General features: G+C 62.9%; 16 protein-coding genes. 4 read left to right on the forward strand and 12 right to left on the reverse strand.

Translation table 11 applies throughout. From position 1 onward, the window contains the following. Both AACR93_RS22760 and AACR93_RS22765 read right to left on the reverse strand, forming a co-directional pair. Positions 1 to 219 (reverse strand): DUF2788 domain-containing protein (locus AACR93_RS22760; protein ID WP_005334296.1); only part of this gene is annotated, 219 nt, incomplete at its 3' end. A 55-nt stretch (positions 220 to 274) separates the two neighbouring features. Continuing rightward, positions 275 to 1,039: an alpha/beta fold hydrolase gene (locus tag AACR93_RS22765; RefSeq protein WP_043852048.1), complete on the reverse strand. Its 765-nt coding sequence runs from the start codon at positions 1,037 to 1,039 to the stop codon at positions 275 to 277. 292 nt (positions 1,040 to 1,331) lie between these two features. Between AACR93_RS22765 and seqA the strand changes: the two genes are divergently transcribed. Further along, complete coding sequence (gene seqA / locus AACR93_RS22770; RefSeq protein ID WP_043852049.1) at positions 1,332 to 1,847, forward strand: replication initiation negative regulator SeqA; 516 nt, start codon at positions 1,332 to 1,334, stop codon at positions 1,845 to 1,847. A 58-nt stretch (positions 1,848 to 1,905) separates the two neighbouring features. Then, positions 1,906 to 3,555, forward strand: coding sequence for a phosphoglucomutase (alpha-D-glucose-1,6-bisphosphate-dependent) (pgm, locus tag AACR93_RS22775; protein WP_043852050.1), 1,650 nt, complete (start codon positions 1,906 to 1,908; stop codon positions 3,553 to 3,555). A gap of 90 nt (positions 3,556 to 3,645) precedes the next feature. Here pgm and mltB read toward each other — a convergent pair whose 3' ends face one another. From mltB to AACR93_RS22825, 10 genes are all read right to left on the reverse strand, one after another. Beyond that, positions 3,646 to 4,728, reverse strand: coding sequence for a lytic murein transglycosylase B (gene mltB, locus AACR93_RS22780; protein WP_043852051.1), 1,083 nt, complete (start codon positions 4,726 to 4,728; stop codon positions 3,646 to 3,648). A 132-nt stretch (positions 4,729 to 4,860) separates the two neighbouring features. Continuing rightward, positions 4,861 to 5,475, reverse strand: coding sequence for a CDP-alcohol phosphatidyltransferase family protein (locus AACR93_RS22785; RefSeq protein WP_043852052.1), 615 nt, complete (start codon positions 5,473 to 5,475; stop codon positions 4,861 to 4,863). Positions 5,476 to 5,489: 14 nt separating this feature from the next. Next, on the reverse strand, positions 5,490 to 6,128 hold the full coding sequence (locus AACR93_RS22790) for an ATP-binding cassette domain-containing protein (protein WP_043852060.1): 639 nt from the start codon (positions 6,126 to 6,128) through the stop codon (positions 5,490 to 5,492). Between the two features lie 10 nt (positions 6,129 to 6,138). Beyond that, positions 6,139 to 7,827, reverse strand: coding sequence for an ABC transporter permease (locus tag AACR93_RS22795; protein ID WP_043852053.1), 1,689 nt, complete (start codon positions 7,825 to 7,827; stop codon positions 6,139 to 6,141). Beyond that, complete coding sequence (locus AACR93_RS22800; RefSeq protein WP_043852054.1) at positions 7,827 to 9,011, reverse strand: ABC transporter substrate-binding protein; 1,185 nt, start codon at positions 9,009 to 9,011, stop codon at positions 7,827 to 7,829. Before AACR93_RS22800 ends, AACR93_RS22795 begins: the two co-directional genes overlap by 1 nt. Before the next feature lie 5 nt (positions 9,012 to 9,016). Continuing rightward, positions 9,017 to 11,191 (reverse strand): FAD-dependent oxidoreductase, encoded by a 2,175-nt coding sequence (locus AACR93_RS22805; protein WP_043852055.1) that lies wholly within the window; start codon positions 11,189 to 11,191, stop codon positions 9,017 to 9,019. Further along, positions 11,191 to 11,772 carry a carboxymuconolactone decarboxylase family protein gene (locus tag AACR93_RS22810; RefSeq protein WP_043852056.1) on the reverse strand — a complete coding sequence of 194 codons (582 nt, stop codon included), beginning with the start codon at positions 11,770 to 11,772 and terminating at the stop codon, positions 11,191 to 11,193. The genes AACR93_RS22805 and AACR93_RS22810 overlap by 1 nt, the downstream gene beginning before the upstream one ends. An 11-nt stretch (positions 11,773 to 11,783) precedes the next feature. Next, positions 11,784 to 12,458 carry a DUF1499 domain-containing protein gene (locus AACR93_RS22815; RefSeq protein WP_043852057.1) on the reverse strand — a complete coding sequence of 225 codons (675 nt, stop codon included), beginning with the start codon at positions 12,456 to 12,458 and terminating at the stop codon, positions 11,784 to 11,786. 188 nt (positions 12,459 to 12,646) lie between these two features. Next, on the reverse strand, positions 12,647 to 12,925 hold the full coding sequence (locus AACR93_RS22820; RefSeq protein WP_042032429.1) for a peptidylprolyl isomerase: 279 nt from the start codon (positions 12,923 to 12,925) through the stop codon (positions 12,647 to 12,649). Positions 12,926 to 12,968: 43 nt separating this feature from the next. After that, complete coding sequence (locus tag AACR93_RS22825) at positions 12,969 to 13,352, reverse strand: hypothetical protein (protein WP_041208422.1); 384 nt, start codon at positions 13,350 to 13,352, stop codon at positions 12,969 to 12,971. A 498-nt stretch (positions 13,353 to 13,850) separates the two neighbouring features. Here AACR93_RS22825 and tamA point away from each other — a divergent pair, with 498 nt between their 5' ends. Beyond that, complete coding sequence (gene tamA, locus AACR93_RS22830) at positions 13,851 to 15,626, forward strand: autotransporter assembly complex protein TamA (RefSeq protein ID WP_043852058.1); 1,776 nt, start codon at positions 13,851 to 13,853, stop codon at positions 15,624 to 15,626. After that, on the forward strand, positions 15,623 to 19,420 hold the full coding sequence (gene tamB / locus AACR93_RS22835; protein ID WP_043852059.1) for an autotransporter assembly complex protein TamB: 3,798 nt from the start codon (positions 15,623 to 15,625) through the stop codon (positions 19,418 to 19,420). Before tamA ends, tamB begins: the two co-directional genes overlap by 4 nt. The last annotated feature ends 170 nt before the right edge of the window (positions 19,421 to 19,590 follow it).

Below are 19,590 nucleotides of genomic sequence, written 5' to 3' on the forward strand. Positions count from 1 at the left end.
GCCTAGTCCTGAGCCTTCCCAGCCCAGTTCGATCAGCCCCTTGGCGACAAAACCTGCACAACCCAGAAACAGTACCAACCAGACGATGAAACGACCGAAACGGGGCACGTTGCCGCGTTTGAGAACGTCCTGAATGGCCAGGCCAATCAATATGAAAATGGCCACAAAGAATAACTTGAGGCCCAAACTTTCGATCAGGTCGATATGTTCACTTAGCATGGATTGCGCACACTCCTTATGACGGGCGCACTATATCACAAAGGATTTGGAACTGTTAACCGCCTGTGGACAGGAAATCCACAACCAGTTTGTTGAACAACATCGGTTTTTCTGCATGCAGCCAGTGGCCGGTTCCGGCGATGACGCGCACCTTTGCTGCCGGGAATTGGGCCAGTGCCGCCTCGCTGTATTGCGGCTGCATGTAATCGGAATCCCCCCCCTTGATAAAGAGCACTGGCCCCTCGAAGCGGCGCTCATCCTCGGGCCAGCCCATGATGTTGGCGTAGTTCTCCTCAAGAGCAGGCACATTGAAGCGCCACTGCCAGCCATCGTCACCTTTGGCGAAGGATTTGAGCAGAAACTGGCGCACCCCGGCGATCTCGATATGCTCGGCCAGAATGCGCTCTGCATCGCTGCGGCTCTGGGGCAGAGTCGCCAGAGTGGCGTTGAGGCCGGCGAACACATTCTGGTGGCGGGAGTGGGGATAGGCGACCGGCGCCATGTCGGCCACCACCAGCCGGCTCACCCGCGCGGGTGCCAGCTTGGCAAGCTGCATCCCGACCTTGCCCCCCATGGAGTGGCCGACTATCGCCGCCTGATCCAGCCCAAGGTGATCCATCAGCGCGAGTATATCGGCGGCCTGCGCCGGATAGCTCATGTCGTCGCTGCGAAACGAGACGCCGTGGTTGCGCAGATCGACACTGATGACCCGATAGTGCTCGCCGAGGGCGCGGGCCAGCAGGCCCAGGTTATCGAGGCTGCCGAACAGCCCGTGGATCAGAATGACGGCCGGTCCCTGACCCTGCTCTTTGAAGTTCACTACGCTCTTTTGTTGCAAAATGACACCTTGTTCGGTCATGAGTGCGTTGCCGATATGATTTAACGCACTGGAAAGAAAAGGATTTCGTGTGATGAAGGGAAAATTTGTGTGGTTTTTTTTCTAAAAAATCCCTCTCAGATCGGCTATCAGTGCGGCCGATCACACACTTGGGCCGCTATTATGCCGTATTCTCGATGAGATTCATGTACATCTGCCAGCCCCTCCCTTGGGCTGTCGGGTTTGCCTATGTATAATCGCCGCATCCGAATTTCGACGAGTCCAGCGCATCCCTATGAAAACCATCGAGCTTGATGACGATCTCTACTTCTATATCGCCAGCCAGACCCGGCACATCGGTGAGAGTGCCTCCGACATCCTGCGCCGTCTGCTGGAACAGCCTGCTCAGGGGGCCGCGTCAGCCGCCGTTGCCGAGCCAGCGCCTGTGGCACCACACCGTGCCGTTGCTGCACCGCAGGGGCTGCAAGCCCTGCTCGACTCAGGCGAGCTGCAGCAGGAAGAGAAGTCCATCAACCGTTTCATGCAGGTGCTGAGTACCCTCTACCGGGACGATCCGGTCGGGTTTACCCAGGCCACCGAAATCAAGGGGCGCAAGCGCGTCTATTTCTCGCGGGATCCCGAGGCTCTGCGCGCCAGTGGCAGCACCACCAAGCCCAAGCCGGTACCGGAAACCCCGTTCTGGGTGATCACCAACACCAATACCAGTCGCAAGCAGAACATGGTGGCCCAGCTGATGAGCAGCATGGGCTACGGCGACGAGGTGATTGCGCAGGTGTGCGGCGCAATCTAACGGTTTTTCAAGACTCAGGCCTTGCCCGGCAAGGCCGCCATTACGCAAGGAAAACGCCATGGCTCAGCATTCCCACGCCGGTCAGCCGGCCCGTTTAAGCGACCTAACCAATATTCCCCGTCTGGTCAGCGCCTACTACCTCAACAAGCCGGACATGAGCCGCCCCGAGCAGCGAGTTGCCTTCGGTACCTCCGGCCACCGCGGCAGCGCCCTGCACAGCGCCTTTACCGAATCCCATATTCTGGCGGTGACCCAGGCCCTGGTGGAGTATCGCCAGCAGGCCGGTATCACTGGCCCGCTGTTTGTCGGCATGGATACTCACGCCCTGTCCGAATCCGCCTTTGCCAGCGCCGTCGAAGTGCTGGCGGCCAACGGCGTTGAAACCCGCATTCAGGCTGGCCTCGGTTTTACCCCGACCCCGGTCATCTCTCACGCCATCCTGCGCCACAATGCAGGCAAACCGGCTGCCCGTGCTGACGGCGTGGTGATCACCCCGTCCCACAACCCGCCGGAAGATGGTGGCTTCAAGTACAACCCGCCCCATGGTGGCCCCGCCGAAGGGGAGATCACCAAGTGGGTGGAGGATCGTGCCAACGCCATTCTGGAAGCGGGTCTGGCTGGCGTGAAACGGATGCTGTTCGCCGAGGCGCTCAAGAGCCCGTTCGTGGTCGAGCACGACTATGTCACCCCCTATGTGGATGATCTGAAGAACGTGCTGGACATGGACGCTATCAAGAACGCGGGCATCAAGATCGGTGTTGATCCGCTGGGCGGCTCCGGCGTCGCCTACTGGGACGTCATCGCCAAGACTTATGGCCTGAACATCGAGGTGGTGAACTACAAGGTCGACCCGACCTTCTCCTTCATGACCCTGGATAAAGACGGCAAGATCCGGATGGACTGCTCCAGCCCGTTCGCCATGGCCAGCCTGATCGCGCTCAAGGACAAGTTCGACATCGCCCTTGGCAACGACCCTGACTACGACCGTCACGGCATCGTTACCAAGTCCGGCCTGATGAACCCGAACCACTATCTGGCGGTGGCAATCCAGTACCTCTTTACCCATCGTACCGGCTGGTCTGCCGATGCAGCCGTTGGCAAGACGCTGGTCTCTTCCTCCATGATCGACCGGGTTGCCGGCGAGATTGGCCGCACCCTCAAAGAGGTGCCGGTCGGCTTCAAGTGGTTCGTGGATGGCCTCTACAGCGGCGAGTTCGGTTTTGGTGGCGAGGAGAGCGCTGGCGCCTCCTTCCTGCGCAAAGATGGCACCGTCTGGACCACCGACAAGGATGGCTTCATTCTGGCGCTGCTGGCGGCGGAAATTCTGGCGGTCACCGGCAAGGATCCGCAGGCCCACTACGACGCGCTGGAAGCCAAATTTGGCCGCTCCAGCTACCGCCGTATCGACGCTCCGGCCAACAGTGCCCAGAAAGCGGTGCTCTCCAAGCTGGATCCGGCGTTGGTGGAAGCCTCCACTCTGGCCGGTGAGCCCATCATTGCCAAGCTGACCAAGGCGCCGGGCAACGATGCCGCCATCGGCGGCCTCAAGGTGGTGACCGAGAACGGCTGGTTCGCGGCGCGCCCCTCCGGCACCGAGTCCATCTACAAGATCTACATGGAGAGTTTCAAGGGCGACGCGCACCTCGACCTCATCCAGCAGGAGGCCCAGCAGATCGTCTCCGCAGCACTGGCCAAGGCCGGGGTCTGATTTCGGGTCAATCTGCCGTGAATAAATAAAGTAATTGGTATAAAAAAGGAGCCGTTAAGGCTCCTTTTTTTATCTGCAGATCGCGGTTTGTCAGCGCGCCGCCTTCACCGCCAGCCCCAGCTGCCACACCGCCATGGCGTAGTGGGTACTGTGGTTGTAGCGGGTGATGGCGTAGAAGTTGGGCAGGCCGTACCAGTATTGGTAGCTGGTGCCGACATCGAGGCGCAGCAGGCTCGCCTCGCTGTGGTTGCCAAGGCTGCTGGTTGGCGTCAGGCCGGCGCGGCGCAGGGAGGCCACCGGGTAGCGGGTCTGGAAGCCGTGCTCATAGCCGGGCAGCTGGCCCTGACCGCGTACCGCTACCGGTTGCCCCTTCTCCCAGCCGTGGGCCTTGAAGTAGTTGGCGACGCTGCCGATGGCATCCACCGGATCCCAGAGGTTGGTGTGGCCGTTGCCGTCAAAGTCCACCGCATAGCGCTGGAAGCTGGAGGGCATGAACTGGCCGTAGCCCATGGCACCGGCGTAGGAGCCCTTGGGTTCGGTGGGATCCATCCCCTCATCGCGGGTCATCACCAGGAAGGCTTCCAGTTCGCTGGTGAAGAACTCGGCGCGGCGCGGGTAATCAAACGCCAGGGTGGCCAGCGCATCCAGAATGCGGGTCTTGCCCATCACCCGGCCCCAGCGGGTCTCGACCCCGATAATGCCGACGATGATCTCGGGCGGCACTCCGTAGATCTGCTCCGCCCGATTGAGCTCGCTCGCGTATTCGCGCCAGAAGTTGACGCCGTTCTGTACGTTGTCCGGGGTGATGAACTTGGCGCGGTAGCGGTTCCAGGCGCCGGTCGGGCCGGTGGGCTTGGCGGTGGTCGGCGCCTGGGCATCCATCAGACGGATGATCCAGTCGTAGCGCTCTGCCTGCGCCAGCACCTGATGTAGCTGGGCGCTGTCAAAACCGTGCTTCTCGACCATCTTCTGGACGAACCTGTCCACATTGGTGCGATTGGCGAAGTCCCCTTTGCTCACCCCCTGGCTGTAAACGGGGCTGCGCGACGGCGTCTGGTTGATGAAGGCGCTCTTGGGTTGGGGGACGACCACGGGCTTGGCAGCCGGCGTGCTGCTGCAGCCACCGAGCAGAGGAAACAACGACAGAGTGAGAAGAGAGGCAAGGCGACGCATAGGGTTCTCAAGGAGACTGATAAAAGTGCCGCCATGGTAAAACATTGTCATCCGGGCGCAAGTGTTCCGTGCGCCGCACCCATCGCCAATTCATCGCGCGATGGATTAGCCCTCCGGTGAGGGCGGCACTGGTTAGCGCCGGGGGGGGCGCAGCGTGTGGTAACCGCTCCAGAGCCGGGTCAGGGTGGTGATGGCGCAGAGCAGGGCAAAGCCGTAGGCGAGCGAGGCGAAGGCGGCGGGCCACAGGCACATCAGCACGAACAGGGCGATGGTCTCGCTCCCCTCGGTGAGGCCGCCCAGATAGTAGAGGGATTTGTGGTGGTAGACCGGATTGTCGATGCCCCGCTTGCCCGCCATGATGGCAAACGCCAGAAAGCTCGAGCCGGTGCCCATGAAAGCAAACAGCAGGGTGGCGGCGGGCAGCGCATTGGCGGGGGCGGCGAGGGCAAAGCCCAGCACCACTGCGGCGTAGAAGATGAAATCCAGCGTGATGTCGAGAAAGCCGCCGCAGTCGGTGATGCCGGTTTCCCGCGCCACGGCGCCATCGAGCCCGTCCAGCAGCCGGTTGAACAGGATCGCCGCCAGCGCCCACTGATAGCAGCCAAAGGCCAGCAGCGGCAACGCCAGCATGCCGATGGCAAAGCCGGTGAGGCTTATCTGGTTGGCGCTGACCCCGGCGCGGCAGAGCGGTTTGGCGAGCCGGGTGAGGGGGCTGCGGATAACGGGGATCAGGTGGCGGTCAAACAAGGTGAACTCCTCGGTCAGAAACGGGATTCGGTGAGCTGAAGTATGGTGCCCGGCGCGTCCTCTTCGTCGTGGGTCACCAGAATGGCGGGGATGGCCAGCGCCTTGATCTGCGCGAACACCAGTTCGCGAAAGGCGGCCCGCAGCGGCTTGTCGAGACGGGAGAAGGGTTCGTCCAACAACAATGCCTCGGGTTCGGCCAGCAGCGCCCGCAACAGGCTGACGCGAGCCTTCTGGCCGCCGGAGAGCGCTCCCGGCAGCTTGTCTGCCTGACTGGTCAGATCCACCTGCGCCAGCGTGGCCACCGCCTTTTCTCGCCTCGCCCTGTGCCCCTTCACGCTGGCCGGCATGCCGAACATCAGGTTCTCCGCCACCGTCAGATGGTCGAACAGCAGATCATCCTGAAACAGCATGCCGATGCGCCGCGCCTGGGGCGGCAGCTGGGTGAGACTGCGCTCGCCAAGGGTCACGTCCCCCTCCAGCCGGAGCGGGCCGCTTGCGGGCAGTACCCCCGCCAGCGCCGCAAGCAGCGAGCTCTTGCCACAGCCGCTGGGGCCCATCAGGGTCAACACCTCGCCCGGCGCCACCTGCAGGGCGGGCAGCGAAAACAGCAGGCTCTCCTCCAGATAGAGGCGAAGAGGTGTGGTGCTCAGCATGGGGCTGTTGTCATGGTTGTTTTGCATAGTCAGCCGCCCCCTTGAGCGTCGGATTGATCCGCGCCGGCAACCAGAGCGCCAGCAGATAGATAACGAGCGGCAGCAGCAGTTGCAGCAGGCCGTAGAGGCCCGCCAGTCGCCGATTGAGGCCGCTGCCGATGGCCACCGCCTCGGTGGTGATGGTAACTACCCGGCCTGCGCCAAACAGCAGGGTCGGCAGGTATTGGGAGAGGCTCACCGCAGCCCCTACCGCAAAGGCAAACAGCAGTGGGCGCACCAGCAGCGGTGCTTTGACCTGCCACCAGGCTCGCCATGGGGTCGCCCCCAGCAGCAGGGCGCTTTGGGTGATCCGCGGGTCGAACTGGCGATAGGGGCCGTGCAGGCATAGATAGACGTAGGGAAAGACAAACAGCAGCTGGCTCCAGAGCACCCAGCCCCAGCCGATGCCATCGCCCCCCCACGTGAAGCTGAACCAGTTTATCCCGAGGCGAATGCCGAACAGCAGGCTGGCCTGCGGCAACAGCAGCGGTAGGCAGATGAGCCAGAGCGGCCAGGGGCGGCGGCCCGCCTGTGCCTCCAGACTCAGCACTGCCATCGCCAGCCCTATCGCCCCGCTCGTCAGCGCCAGCAGTATGCTGGTGGTCAGCAGCGGCGATAGAGTCGGCAGCAGGTCGAACCAATAACGGCCGCTCCACTGGCTCGGCCAGAGGGCGGGAAAAGGCCAGCGCCGGGCCAGCGACCAGAGCAGCAGCGCCCCCAATACCGCCAGATTGATGGCGATCAGGACCGCCACGCTGCCGGTGGCAAGGGTGTGGCCAAGAGCGCTTGGGTTTGAGCGTCTGCCATCGAGCCAGCCGGGTTTGCCAAGGGTTCGATGGGCCAGCTCCAGCAGTCGCAGCAGGGCCAGCAGCAACGCCGTGATGGCGAGCAGCAGCAGGGCGCCGCTGGCGGTGGCGCCGCGCCAGAGAATATCCGGGTCCTGATACCAGAGCCACAGGCGAACGGCCAGCGGGGCGGGGAGATCTGGCCCGAGCAACTGGGCCAGATCCACCACCGCCACCCCGTAGGCGGCCACCGCGTAGAGGGGCAGACGCAGGGCAGGCCACAGTGCCGGCAGCAGCAGGCGCCACCAGATCTGCGGAGCGCTGAAACCGAGGCTCGCCCCCAGCCACTGCTGGCGCGCCACCCTGGCGGGATCTTGCGCACCGAGTGCCATCAGCAGCAGGAAGGGAGTCTCCTTGAGGGTCAAGGCGAGGATGAGCCCCAGTCCGGCGGGATCGCGCAGGGTCTGCCAGTCGGGGGGCAGTTCAAATCCGGTGAAGGTCGGCGAGAGCAGGCGCAGCAACCAGCCGGAGGGGGCGAGCAGAAAGGCAAAGCCGATGGCAAAGGCAACGTGGGGCAGCGCCAGCAAGGGCGAGAGCAACCGACGCAGCCAGCCGAAGGCCCGGCTGTCGCTGTGGGCCAGCAGCAGGGCGGTCAGCAGCAGGCTGGTCAGGGTCGAGGCGGCGCCAATCCACAGACTCAGCAGCGCCGAGTGCCACAGGCCCGGTTGGGCCAGCAGCAATTGCAGATGGGGTCGGGTCAATCCCTCAGCCAGCAGCAGCCACCCCCCCGCCAGCAATGGAAGGCCAAAAACCAGAGCACACCCGGCGGTGAACAGGGGGCGCCAACCGAGGGGAACGTAGCCAAACCGGCTCATCAGTGGCCGTAGCGCTCGGCCCAGGCGGCTTCGAGCTTGAGCTGCCAGCTGGGGTGGGGCTCTGCCACTGCCTTGAAGCGCAGAGCCGGTTGTCCCTTGGCTGGGTCCGGCAGGGCATCGCTGCGCAGCACGCTGGGATCACCCCAGTACGCCGGGTCGGCCTTGCGCGCCTGAGCGGCAGGGCTTAGCAGGAAGTTGGCGACCACCTTGGCCCCCGCACGGGCGTTGGCGTTGAAGGGGATGGCGAGAAAATGGCTGTTGGTGAGCGACCCCTTTGCCATGGCGACCGCCTCGACGCTGGGGGGCAGGGCACCAATCTGGGCGGCGCTCTGCGCCTCCTGCGGGTTGAAGCTGATGGCCATCGCCAGCTCGCCATCATCGAGCAGCTGGCGGGTTTCGGCGGCGCTGGCCGGAAACAGCTTGCCCTTGCGCCAGAGTGCCGGATGCAGCTCATCGAGCCAGGCCCAGAGCGGGGCTGTAATCCTGATGAACTCGGCATCGGTCGCCTCCCGATAGAGAGGGGCGGGATCCGGCGTCAGCTCCAGCAAGATCTGCTTGAGAAAGCTGGAGCCGTGAAACTGGGGCGGCTTGGGATAGGTGAAGCGGCCGGGGTGGGCATTGGCCCACGCAAGCAGGGTTGCAGCTGATGTGGGGGGGCTGGTGACCTCTTCGGTGTCGACCATCAGATTGAGCTGGCCGATGCCCCAGGGGGCTTCCAGCCCTTCCACCGGCAAGGTGAAGTCCTCACTCACCGGCAGGTTGTTGTCTACCAGCGCCATGTTGGGGAGCTCCCGGGTAAAGGGGGCACCGAGCAGCCCCTGCTCCTTGAGCGCCTTGAAGTTCTCGCCGTTGACCCAGAGCAGGTCGATGGGGCCGCCAGTTTGCTTGCCTGCCTGCTTGTTGGCCAACAGCTGGCTGACGCTCTGGGCGATGTCATCCACCTTCACCTGCACCAGCTTGACCTGATAGTCGCGTGCCAGCTCCTGCCCGGCCCACACCAGATAAGCGTTGATCTCCGGGCTGCCGCCCCAGGCGTTGAAGTAGACGGTCTGCCCCTTGGCCTCATCAAGGGTCTGCTGCCACAGCGGGTTGCCGGCGGCGTTGGCCTGAGTGAAGAGAAGGCTGCCTGCCAGCAGGGGCAGGGCGCACAACAGCTGTTTGAACGAGGGCAATGAGTGTCGCATCCGGGTTACCTGGAGTTGGGTCTGGCGCCGCGGCGCCAGCGGTGATAACGGGTTAGCAGAGCCAGCAGGGTTGCGGGCTGACGGGCCCGTCGCCACTCGCCCGCCAGATACTTGTTCCCCTCCATCAGGGTGGGGTAGGCGTGAACGGTGGCGAGGATCTTGCCAAGGCCGAGGCGGTGGCGCATGGCGAGTACGAACTCGGCGATCCGCTCGCCGGCGTGAGTGCCAACTATGGTGGCTCCCAGGATCTGATCCTTGCCGGGTATGGTGAGCACCTCGATAAAGCCCTGACGCTCGCCGTCGGCGATGGCTCTGTCCAGCTCGGCCAGCGCGAAGCGGGTCAGCTCGAAGGGGATGCACTGTGCCCTGGCCTCTTTCTGGTTGAGGCCGACCCGGGCGATTTCGGGGGTGGTGTAGATGGCGGCCGGCATGACCCGATAGTCGGCCCGAAAGCGCTTGAACGGGCTGAACAGGGCATTGATTGCGGCGTACCAGCCCTGATGGGCGGCGGCATGGGTGAGCTGGTAAGGGCCCGCTACGTCCCCCACCGCCAGAATGCTGGGGTAGTTGGTGGCAAGAAAGCCATCGACCGCCACCGTGCCGCTCGGCGTCAGCTCCACCCCCAGCTCTTCGAGCCCGAAGCCGCTGACGTTGGCGACCCTACCCAGTGCCAGCAGCAGCTGATCCCCTGCAATGGCTTGCGTCTCGTCGCCCCGGCGCAGTTGCAGCCGGATGGGGAGCTCTCCCTCAGCCGCAGGCAGATAGTCGGCTCGCTCGGCGCGCCAGCCGGTGAGCACCCGCACGCCGTCACGGGCCAGCTGTTCCGCCAGCAGCTCGGCCACCTCCCGTTCTTCGCGGGGCAGCAGCTGATCCGAGAGCTCGATCAGGGTCACCGGCACCCCTAGCAGGGCAAAACTCTGGGCCAGCTCGCAGCCGATGGGGCCGCCGCCCAGCACCAGCAACTGGCGCGGGGCGGTGCGCAGTTGCCAGAGGGTGTCGGAGGTGAGCCAAGGTACCTGCTCAAGGCCCGGCAGCTTGGGCACCAGCGGCCGGGCGCCGGTGGCGATAACGATATGACGGCTGGCAAGGCGTTGGCCGTTCACCTCCACCTCCCAGGGGGAGACCAGCCGAGCCTCCCCTTCGATACAGTCCACCCCCAGCCCCTGATAGCGCTCGATGGAGTCGTGGGGCTCGACCTCCTTGATGACGCGGGCGACCCGTTCCATCACGGCAGCGAAATCGGCGCTGGCTTGACTTGGGCTAAAGCCCAGTTCACTGGCCCGACGCTGTTCGGCGGCAAAGCGGGCGCTTCGGATCAGCGCCTTGGAGGGGACGCAGCCGCTGTTGAGGCAATCGCCCCCCATCTTGTGCTTCTCGATGAGCGCTACCTTGGCCTGCACCGCCGCGGCGATATAGCTGGTCACAAGACCGCCGGCTCCGGCGCCAATCACCAGCAGGTTGTAGTCATAGCGGGTCGGTTTGCGGTAGGGGGCGTGCAGCCGATGCAGGGCGAGGCGCCGCTGCAGGCCCTTGAGCAGCATCGGCATCAGGCCGAGCAGGGTCAGCGCCACCATCAGGCCGGGGGAGAGGATATTGCCGGTGCTGGTGAGGTTGGCAAGCTCGCTGCCTGCCAGCACGTAGACGAAGGTGCCGGGCAGCATGCCAAGCTGGCTCACCCAGTAGTAGGTGCTGACTCTGATGGGAGTGAGCCCCATCAGCAGGTTGACCAGAAAGAAGGGGAAGATGGGGATGAGGCGCAGGCTCAGCAGATAAAGCGCCCCTTCCTTCTGCATACCGGCCTGCAAGCTGGCCAGCTTGTCGCCAAAGCGCCGCTCGACCCAGTCGCGCAGCAGAAAGCGGGCACTGAGAAAGGCCAGGGTCGCGCCAATGCTGCTGGCAAAGGAGACCAGCAGCAGCCCCCAGACAACACCGAACACGGCGCTGCCGGCCAGGGTAAGCAGGCTGGCACCGGGCAGAGAGAGAGCAGTGCTCACCACATAGACTGCGACGAACAGCAGGGCGGCGCTGATGAAATGGCGGTCGACCAGGGCGGCCAGCTCGGCCTGACGGGCCTGCAGCTGGGGCAGGCTCAGGTAGTGACCAAGGTCGAAGGCGAAAAAGGCGCCGATGAGGCAGCCCATCACCAGCACCAGCAGCAGCAGCAGGCGGGAGCCTCTCATCAGGCGTCCTTGTTATTCGGCTGGGCCGGACGTTCTGGCTGCACTGGCAGTTGGCAGAAGCCCTGCGGGGCGATATCGAGGGCGGCGTTGAACTTGGCCGACATGTTCTGGAAGGCGATGAGGCCGGTCAGTTCCACCATGGCGTCGTCGTCGAACCAGGGCTTGAGGCGGGCGGCCTGCTCATCGCTGACCCCATCGAGACCCGTCATTGCTTCTGTGTAGTCGAGCACGGCCCGCTCCCGTTCGTCGAACAGCGGGCTTTCGCGCCAGTTGGCGAGCGCTTCTACCTTCTCGCTGGAGCCTGCGCGCTTGATGAGGGTCATGGCGTTGATGTCGACGCAAAAGCGGCACCAGTTGAGCTGGGAGACTCGCACCGTCACCAGGGAGCGCAGCACGGGATCGATGGGAGAGCGCTTGCGGTTGATGACGCCATAGAGGGTGGCGACGGCGGCAAACAGGCGTGGCGAGCGGCCCCAGCACTTGCCCGGAATAAGCACCTGACCGTAGTTGCGCTGTTGTAGCCAGAAAAAGGGACGGATAAACCAGGCATATTCCCGGTCGGGTTTCACCTCGACGCGCATTGCTGACCTTCTTATTGCTTCAAATTGGGTTTGTAGGCCTGACCCAGCCGCTCGTTGAGGCGGATCAGAAAATCTTCGATCCGTGCCCGGTTGGTACCCAGGTCGCTCTGCCCCTGACGGGAGGCTGAGCGCATGTCGATGCGGGTTTCGCTTGGGCCGACAAAGACTCGCAGCGCCACATCATCCTGAAAACCGAACCAGCCGGTGGTGGCCACCGCATCGAGGCCATCCGGACTTGGCCGCACCTGCCAGCCGAGCTGCTCCATCAGGGCGTTGGCTTCGGTGATCACCTCGGCCGGGGAGGCCTTGGTGTAGAGAGGACCGGGTTTACCCTCAAATGCTTTCAACGGAGCCGGATTAATCGGCAGATCCTGCGCCGTTCTGAGCTCGCTGGCCCAGCGCAGCAGGGGCGGGTTGTAAGGATCCGTACTGACATCGTTGACCAGCGGTACGCGCAGCGCCTGTATCACAAAGGCCAGAGGCAACAGCAGCGGCACGGCGCCCCAGCCATTGGCGTGTCGGCTGCGGCACCAGGGCAGGCGCACCAGCAACACCAGAGAGATGATGGCGCCAAGCAGGCAGAGGGTGAACCCGAGCCACCAGGGCCAGAGATGAAAGCGGCTGCCAAGAGCCCCTGCCAAAGGGAGCAACCAGGCCAGCAGTGGCCACCTGTATAAGCTGGGCATAGCGCGGGATCCATCCTCGAAGTGCGGAACGTGCCGAGAAGAATAAACTTAATAGCCTGATAACGTTAGTAAATTCGTATGGGCTCAGGGGCTTTTGGCCTATGAGTCAAGGGAGACGGTAAAACAGCGCGAGGCCCGTTGCAAACGGGCCTCGCTGGAAGGGGATTGGGTCGTGCTGACGGGATGGATCAGTTGCGATAGAGCACCTTGATCAGGTGGAAACCGAACTTGGTGCGCACCGGCCCCAGTACCTTGAGCAGCTCGCCCTTGAATACCGCATCGTCAAAGGGCTTGACCATATCCCCCTTGTTGAACTCCCCCAGATCGCCGCAGCGTTTGGCAGAGGCACAGGTGGAAAAGCGCTTGGCCATCTGGCCGAAGTCGGCGCCCTTTTCGATCTTCTCCTTGATCTCCAGACACTGTTTTTCGGTCTTGACCAGAATGTGCTGGGCACAGGCTTTTTTCATGGGGCTCCTCGGTTATTGGGGTTGGCAAATCGGGGGCGCAAGGTTACCTCAATTGGCCGCGTCCGTCAGCCGCCAGAGCAGCTTTGGGCCGTGCCTGCCAGATTATCTCCAGCCCGAGCAGGGCGTAGAGGCTCCAGATGGCCAGCGGATTGAGCCACTCGCCGCCCAGTTGCAGGGTCATCAGGGCGCCAGCTGCCAGCAGCAGGGTGATCCCCGGCAGGCGCCAGTAAGCGGGCAGCGGTGCCAGCAGTGCCATGGCTAGCAAAATCCCGAGACCAAACGGCAGGTTGAGGGCGGTAAAGGCCAGCGCCTGCTGGCCACTCATGCCGGTCAGCAGGGCCAGCAGGGCGCTGCAACAGGCGAGAAAGGTGATGAACTCGAGACGATCGGCAATATAGTCAGCCATCTGTTCGCTACGTGCATGCATGATGTGTCTCCTTTACATTGCTGACTTCAAGTGTGGGGCAGGGGGGGGCGACAAGGGGAGCGGGATAATTCGATTGCCCTGAACGAGCATTTCTTAACCGAAATGGGTTGTGTGCTCTGGGGCACACGCATTCGACAAGATTCTGCCGCGAAAGCGCGCCGTGGAACCCGGCTGCCGACAAACCCTGTCGCATGTTGTTTTGCGTGCCGTTGCTGGCGGGAATCCGGACGTAGCGGGTATGTGGTACTGGTGAGCACGGTGTTGGAGTGAGATGAAGGCTAGGGTCGGCGTTTTTTAACCCGGCGATGTGTGCCAGAGCGGATGATTTGTAGCCAACGCCTTCAAAGATATGGTGAATTTGCCACGGATGCCGCACTGTTGCCAGCCGGTGCCTATGTTAGGATAGGGCTCGCAATTTGCTGGGGTGCTCCGTTTCTCTGCTTCCGATGTGCCGTGAGCCGCTCCGCCATCTTAACCAATTTTCAGGAATATTGACCTTTGACAGGATGCAATCCGTCCCTGCTGACAGGGAGTTCGCTCTTTGGCTCAGCCCTTCGACGTAGCCTCCTGGTGCTCGGGTTGGGCCTTATGCTGTCGCTGATGGCCACCCCCGCACTGGCTGCCAAGCTCACCTATCAGGTCAAGGGGTTAAAAGGGGAGAACAAGGATAACGTTGAAGCCTACCTCAACGCCTTGCCCGTCTATCAGGAGCGGCAATACCGCCCTGCTCGCGCCAAAATCACCGAGAGCGTGCAAAAGGCGTTGCAGGTGTATGGCTACTACCAGCCCAAGATCACCCTGAGCCGCGACAAGAAGACCCCTTCCAAAGTCTTGATTGACGTGGACAAGGGGGAGCCGGTCATCGTCTCGCGCCTCGATATTCTGCTGGAGGGGGATGCCGGCAGCGACGAGGTCTACAGTGCCCTGCTCGATCAGTTGCCGCTCAAAGAGGGGGATCCCCTCAATCACGCCAAATATGAGTCGATCAAGGCGGATCTGGGCAGCCTCGGGCTGGCCCGCGGTTACTTCGATGCCAAGCTGGGCAAGAGCCAGGTCAAGGTATTCCCGGACAAGGGGACGGCGGAGATCTACATCCTCTTCCAGTCGGGCCACCGCTACCACTTTGGCGAGATCCGCTACGACGCCACCCCCGAAGCGCTCCACCTTATTCGGCCGCTTATCAACATCAAGAGCGGTGACCCCTATCTGGCTATCCGTCTGGCCGAGATGTCACAGGATGTCTCCTCCACCAAGCTGTTTCGTCAGGTCGATATCAAGCCGGTGCTGAGCGAGGCGAGCAACTACCGTGTGCCCATCTCGGTGACGCTGGACAACCGGGTCGATCACGAGATTGAGACCGGTATCGGCTATGCCACCGACGTGGGGCCGCGGATGAGCGCCACCTGGGAGAAGCCCTGGGTCAACCGCTATGGCCACCGCCTCTTTGCCACCGCCAAGGTCTCCCAGCCGGAGGCCGAGCTCAGCTTCGACTACCAGATCCCGGTGGGCAACCCGCTGCGGGACTACTACTCGATCCAGACCGGTTACCAGTACAAGGACAACAACGATACCCGCTCCGACCTGACGACTGTCGGTGTGCACCGCTGGACGCGGCGGCCGGAGAGCTGGGACCGTGACGTCTTTATCCGGCTGGAGAACGAAATCTATACCCAGGGCGCCGACGAGGGGAACAGCTTGCTGCTGATCCCCGGTGTCTCCTGGTCGCGGCTGCGGGTGCGTGGCGGTCTGGTGCCCGACTGGGGCGATCGCCAGCAGCTGACGCTGGAGTTCTCCGACCCCACTTGGGGCTCCGACATCAGCTTTATGCGGGTGTGGGGGCGCAGCAAATGGCTGCGTACTCTGGGGGATAACCACAGATTCCTGATGCGTGCCGAGCAGGGGGCCATCATAGGCGACAGCTTCTCGTTGGTGCCGCCATCGTTGCGTTTCTTTACCGGTGGTGATCAGACGGTACGCGGCTTTGGCTACGAGACCATCTCGCCAACTGGCTCGGACGGCAAGCTGACCGGTGGCCGCTACACCAGCGTCGCCAGCATGGAGTACAACTACCGCTTCAGTGACAAGTGGCTGGGAGCCCTGTTTGTGGATGGCGGTACCGCCACCAACGACTACAGCGAGCCGTGGAAGATTGGTACCGGTGTCGGTGTGCGCTGGGTAACCCCCATCGGTCAGGTCAGGCTGGATCTGGCGGTCGGGGTATCGGAAGAGGACAAGCCCTTGCGGCTGCATTTCGCATTGGGGCCTGAATTATGATCTGGGTAAAACGCATCTTTCTCTGGCTGATGGGGCTGATTTTCCTGCTGCTCATCGGCGTCAGCCTGCTGGGATTCACCCATCAGGGCAACAAGTGGCTGTGGCAACAGGCCAGGGCGGCGCTGCCCTCCCTCAAGGGGGAGCTGGTGGCGGGCCAGCTTGGTTACGGTTGGACTCTAGAAGGGGCGGGTTGGCAGGATGAGCTGGTGGATGTCACGGTCGATCGCGCCGTGCTCGACTGGGATCTTGGCAAACTGCTGCAGGGCAAACTCTGGATCAAATCTCTTGAAGTGACCCATCCGGTGGTGAAGGTGGCCGACTCGGAGCCTGCCCCGGAAGAGCCGTCGGAGCCTTTTGTCTGGCATCCGCTCCCCCTCAAGATTCAGGTCGACAGCCTCAAGGTGGCTGACCTCGATCTGGCGGTACCCGGTGTTGCCGTGACGCTGGGATCACTCGATATCGGCGCCACCCTCAATCGCAAGGGGCTGATCGTGCGCGGGCCGGTGCTCGACAAGTTGAGCGTGACCATTGCTGATGCCCCTGCCAGCACCTCAGCCAGGGCGCCGGCTCAGGCCAGCAGCAAGGCCGCAAGTTCCCCGGTAGCAAAGAGTGCAGCAAAGGGTGACAGCGATAAGGCACCCAAGATAGCGAAAGCTAGCAACGACAAGGCAGCGAAGGCAGAACCCATAGTGCTGCCCGCCATCCATCTGCCATTCCCCATTCAGCTTGAAGGGGTGAATGTGACCCGGGTGCAATACAAGCAGGGTGAGCTGGTCGATGGGATCGACAAGTTGCAGCTCTCAGCCAGTGCCATCGGCGATCGCATCGAGGTGCGCGAGCTGTCGCTGCGCCACGCCATGGCGGATCTGTCGCTCAAGGGCAATATCCGGCTGGGGGATGACTATCCGCTGGCGGTGACCCTGGATGCCAAGGCCCGCAAGGGGTTGCTCGATGGCGAGCTGCAAGGTGAGCAGGCGACCCTGACTCTGGGCGGTTCGGTTGGCAAACTGGCTCTGACTCTGGTCGCCAAGGGGCCGGTTGCCGCCAACCTCAAGGGATCTCTGGCCGCGCTCGACCCGGATCTGCCCTTCGATCTGGCGCTCGACTGGAAGAGCCTCGGCTGGCCGTTGCACAAGCCCGCCAAAGATGAGCCGAACTATCGGCTGGATAAAGGGAGCCTGACCGCCAAGGGCAAGCTTTCCGGCTATCAATTTGCTCTTAATACCGCCGGCAAGGGTACCGACGTGCCTCCTTTCAAGGTTGTGCTGGAAGGGAAGGGGGATCTGGATCGGCTCAGCAAGATCGCCTTGCAGCTCAACGCCCTCAAGGGGGAGCTCAAACTCGATGGCAAGCTCGCCTGGAACAAGGGGATCGAGTGGCAGGGGACGACCCTGTTCAAGGGGATCAATCCGGCCGAATTGTTGCCCGAGCTCAAGGGCACTCTGGCGGGGGAGCTGGAGAGCCGGTTTGCGATGAGCGAGGCGGGTCACTGGGAGCTCAACCTGCCCAAGCTCAAGATCGATGGCAAGCTCAACCAGTATCCGCTGGCCCTCAAGGGTGAGCTGCGCGGCAACGACAAGATGGAGTGGCAGATCCCGACCCTCTCACTGCAAAGCGGCCCCAACCAGCTGCAGGCCAAGGGGAGCATAGCCCCCGCTCGCTGGCTGCTGGATGCGGCACTGGATGCTCCCCAGCTTGGCGGCATCTATCCCGGTCTGAAGGGGGATATCAAAGGGCAGGTTAAGGTAAGCGGTAACCAGCAGACCCCCAGAGTGGCAGCCGATCTGACCGCTGGACGCCTCTACTACGCGGGAACCAATCTCGGCGGCATTACCCTCAAGGGCAATGGCGCGCTGGGGGCCAAGCCCGCTGGCGAGCTGTCACTCTCGGTTGCCGCGTTGACCCAGGGTGCCACCAAGCTGAGCCAGCTGCTGCTCAATCTGAACGGTGATTTCAACCAGCATCAGCTGACCCTGACCATGAAGGGTGACCCTGTTGCGGCCAACCTCAAACTGGCGGGCGGCATGCGCGGGGATCACTGGCGTGGCGCTCTCTCCGAGCTCAAGCTCAAAACCCCGCTGCGCCGCTGGGATCTCGCCTCGCCCTGGGATCTGGATGTGGATCTGCCGCGCCAGCGCGTGGCGATGGGGGATCTCTGCCTCGGTTCGCAAGGGGCCAGCCTCTGCGTGAAACGAAGCCTGGTGTCGGCAGCACAAGGCTCGCTGGAGTTTGCACTGGCCGGGTTTGACCTCAAGCGGTTGCGTCCCTGGTTGCCGGACAACTTTAGCTGGCAGGCGGTGCTCTCTGCCGATGGCCGGGCCAGCTGGCGCGGCAACCAGCCGACCCTCCATGCGGTGGTGCGTACCACGCCGGGCACCTTTGTCACCGATGATCTCAAGACCGACTACCAGCAGCTGGCGCTGGGCCTTGATTTCGAGCGGCAGCAGGCGGCCATTCGTCTCGACTTTGCCTCCAGGCAGATCGGCAATATCGATACCGAGCTGCTGATCAGGGAGCCTGCCGGTCGCGGTCTGCTCGGCGGCCAGCTCAAGTTTGATGATCTCAAGCTCGACACCTTTGCCCCGCTCATTCCGGAGGTGCGCTCCCTGCACGGGGTTATCTCGGCCAATGCCCGTTTTGATGGCACTCTGGCGGCGCCGCTGCTGTTTGGCCAGCTCAATCTGAGCGATGGCGAGGTGCAGACCCACTCCGACATGGTGACCCTGACCAAGCTGGTGACCCGCCTCAAGATTGAAGGCAATCGGGCCGAGCTGGATGGTTCCATGCTGGTTGGCAAGGGGCCGCTGGCACTGGGAGGCTGGCTCAGCTGGGCCAAGATGCCGGTGACCGGCAGCCTCACCATTCAGGGCAAGGAGCTGGAGGCGCAGTATCCGGGGATGGGGCGGGTGAAGGTCTCCCCCGATATCGCCGTCTCACTGGGTGACGAAACCCGGGTGACCGGTCAGGTGGATATCCCCTGGGCGCGCATTCTGGTCAAGAGCCTGCCTGACTCTGCGGTCGCCGTCTCTGACGATGTCACCGTGGTTTATGACGATCTGCCCCCAGCGCCCAAGCAGGCCAGCCTGCCGCTGGCGATGAAGGTGGCGATCCGCCTTGGCAACGATGTGAAGCTGGAGGCGATGGGGCTCAAGACCGATGTATCGGGCGGCCTCAATATTCGTCAAGATCCGGGCAAGCCGCTGGCAGGCAATGGTCAGCTGGTGCTCACCAATGGTCGCTTCAAGGCCTATGGCCAGAACCTGATCATCAAGGAGGGGCGGATCCTCTTCTCCGGTCCGCTCGATCGCCCCTTCCTCAATATCGAGGCGTACCGTGATCCCGATACCATCGAGGGGCAGGTGACGGTCGGGGTGCGGGTGACCGGCCCGGCCAGCAAGCCGGCGATCAATGTCTACTCCGAGCCGCAGATGGCGCAGTCGGAACAGCTCTCCTACCTGCTGCGCGGTAAAGGGTTGCAAACTACCGGGGAAGATGGCGGTTTCAACGGTCTGCTGGTAGCGGGGGCGGTCAGTCAGGCCAATGGGGTGGTGTCGAGCATTGGCGAGTCGCTCGGGATGAGCGATGTTTCCCTCGATACGGCAGGCAGTGGTGACAACACCCAGGTGACCCTGTCGGCCTATCTGCTGCCGGGCCTGCAGTTCCAATACGGGGTAGGGGTGTTCAGCCCCATCGCCGAGTTCAAACTGCGCTACGAACTGCTGCCGCGCCTCTATCTGCAGGCGATGAGCGGGGTGGCACAGGCGGTGGATATCTTCTATCGCTTCACGCTCTGATGGCGGTGAGAACTGAACAACGGGAGGCGCTGGCCTCCCGTTTTTATTGCGTTCTCGCCAACAGGCAAATGGCGCTAAAGGTTGGGAGTGCAGAGGGATAACGGGTTGGACGGGCCAGAAAAGCGAAAACCCGGCACAAGGCCGGGTTTTCTGAATGATGGTGGAGGGAG

Origin of the sequence: Aeromonas sp. L_1B5_3 (assembly GCF_963866575.1) — a bacterium.
GTDB lineage: Bacteria > Pseudomonadota > Gammaproteobacteria > Enterobacterales > Aeromonadaceae > Aeromonas > Aeromonas jandaei.

What these genes read in the sequence shown, in the direction of transcription:
- seqA (WP_043852049.1), top strand. Translation starts at nt 1,332, where the DNA reads ATGAAAACCATCGAGCTTGATGACGATCTCTACTTCTATATCGCCAGC.
- pgm (WP_043852050.1), top strand. Translation starts at nt 1,906, where the DNA reads ATGGCTCAGCATTCCCACGCCGGTCAGCCGGCCCGTTTAAGCGACCTA.
- mltB (WP_043852051.1), bottom strand. Translation starts at nt 4,728, where the DNA reads ATGCGTCGCCTTGCCTCTCTTCTCACTCTGTCGTTGTTTCCTCTGCTC.
- AACR93_RS22790 (WP_043852060.1), bottom strand. Translation starts at nt 6,128, where the DNA reads ATGCTGAGCACCACACCTCTTCGCCTCTATCTGGAGGAGAGCCTGCTG.
- AACR93_RS22795 (WP_043852053.1), bottom strand. Translation starts at nt 7,827, where the DNA reads ATGAGCCGGTTTGGCTACGTTCCCCTCGGTTGGCGCCCCCTGTTCACC.
- AACR93_RS22800 (WP_043852054.1), bottom strand. Translation starts at nt 9,011, where the DNA reads ATGCGACACTCATTGCCCTCGTTCAAACAGCTGTTGTGCGCCCTGCCC.
- AACR93_RS22805 (WP_043852055.1), bottom strand. Translation starts at nt 11,191, where the DNA reads ATGAGAGGCTCCCGCCTGCTGCTGCTGCTGGTGCTGGTGATGGGCTGC.
- AACR93_RS22810 (WP_043852056.1), bottom strand. Translation starts at nt 11,772, where the DNA reads ATGCGCGTCGAGGTGAAACCCGACCGGGAATATGCCTGGTTTATCCGT.
- AACR93_RS22815 (WP_043852057.1), bottom strand. Translation starts at nt 12,458, where the DNA reads ATGCCCAGCTTATACAGGTGGCCACTGCTGGCCTGGTTGCTCCCTTTG.
- AACR93_RS22820 (WP_042032429.1), bottom strand. Translation starts at nt 12,925, where the DNA reads ATGAAAAAAGCCTGTGCCCAGCACATTCTGGTCAAGACCGAAAAACAG.
- AACR93_RS22825 (WP_041208422.1), bottom strand. Translation starts at nt 13,352, where the DNA reads ATGCATGCACGTAGCGAACAGATGGCTGACTATATTGCCGATCGTCTC.
- tamB (WP_043852059.1), top strand. Translation starts at nt 15,623, where the DNA reads ATGATCTGGGTAAAACGCATCTTTCTCTGGCTGATGGGGCTGATTTTC.